This is a genomic window from Pseudomonas sp. P7779 (assembly GCF_013386315.1).
In the GTDB taxonomy this organism is placed as follows: domain Bacteria; phylum Pseudomonadota; class Gammaproteobacteria; order Pseudomonadales; family Pseudomonadaceae; genus Aquipseudomonas.
In genome coordinates, this window is the sequence record NZ_JACARZ010000167.1 from 1 (window position 1) to 1,172 (window position 1,172).

The 1,172-nt window shown below is 61.1% G+C and carries 1 protein-coding gene; it reads left to right on the forward strand.

Annotation, left to right across the window (positions count from 1 at the left end; translation table 11 throughout):
• A partial coding sequence (gene speA, locus HX869_RS30525) for a biosynthetic arginine decarboxylase (protein ID WP_178904126.1) occupies window positions 1-1,112 on the forward strand: 1,112 nt, incomplete at its 5' end.
• Between the last annotated feature and the right edge of the window lie 60 nt (window positions 1,113-1,172).

Here is a 1,172-nt window from a genome sequence, read left to right on the forward strand (position 1 = left end):
ACGGGTTCAAGGAAGCCATTCGTTACTACGGCGAACTGCGCAACCTCGGCCTGCCGGTGGACCACATCGACGTGGGCGGCGGCCTGGGCGTGGACTACGACGGTACCCACTCGCGTAACGCCAGCTCGATCAACTACGACATGGACGACTACGCCGGCGTGGTCGTGGGCATGCTCAAGGAATTCTGCGACGCGCAGAGCCTGCCGCACCCGAACATCTTCTCCGAGAGCGGCCGTTCCCTGACCGCCCACCACGCCATGCTGGTGGTGCAAGTTACCGACGTCGAGAAGCACAACGACGACGTGCCGCTGATCGAAAACAAGGAAAGCCTGCCGGAAACCGTGCAATGGCTGGTGGACCTGCTGGGCCCGACCGACATTGAAATGGTCACCGAAACCTACTGGCGCGCCACTCACTACATGAGCGACGTGGCAACCCAGTACGCCGACGGCAAGATCACCCTGGCCGAGAAGGCCCTGGCTGAACAATGCTACTTCGCCGTCTGCCGCCGCCTGCACGACTCGCTGAAAGCCCGCCAGCGTTCCCACCGCCAGGTGCTGGACGAACTCAACGACAAGCTGGCCGACAAGTACATCTGCAACTTCTCGGTATTCCAGAGCCTGCCGGACACCTGGGCCATCGGCCAGGTGCTGCCGATATTGCCGCTGCATCGCCTCGACGAAGAGCCGTTGCGCCGTGCGGTGCTGCAGGATTTGACCTGCGACTCCGACGGCAAGATCAAGCAGTACGTGGATGAGCAAAGCATCGAGACCAGCTTGCCGGTGCACGCTGTGAAAGAAGGCGAGGACTACCTGCTGGGGATCTTCCTGGTGGGTGCCTACCAGGAAATTCTCGGCGACATGCACAACCTGTTCGGTGACACCGACTCGGTGAACATCTACCAGCGTGACGACGGTTCGGTGTACAGCGCCGGGATCGAGACCCACGACACCATCGAAGACATGCTGCGCTACGTGCACTTGTCGCCGGAGGAGTTGATGACTCACTACCGTGACAAGTGCGCCAGCGCGAAGATCACGGCGGCGGAGCGGACTCAGTTCCTGGATGCGTTGCGTCTTGGTTTGACGCGTTCGTCGTACCTGTCCTCGTAAGCACACCGCTTCCAGGCTGACAAAGATCTCAATGTGACAGAGATCCAGTGTGGGAGCGGG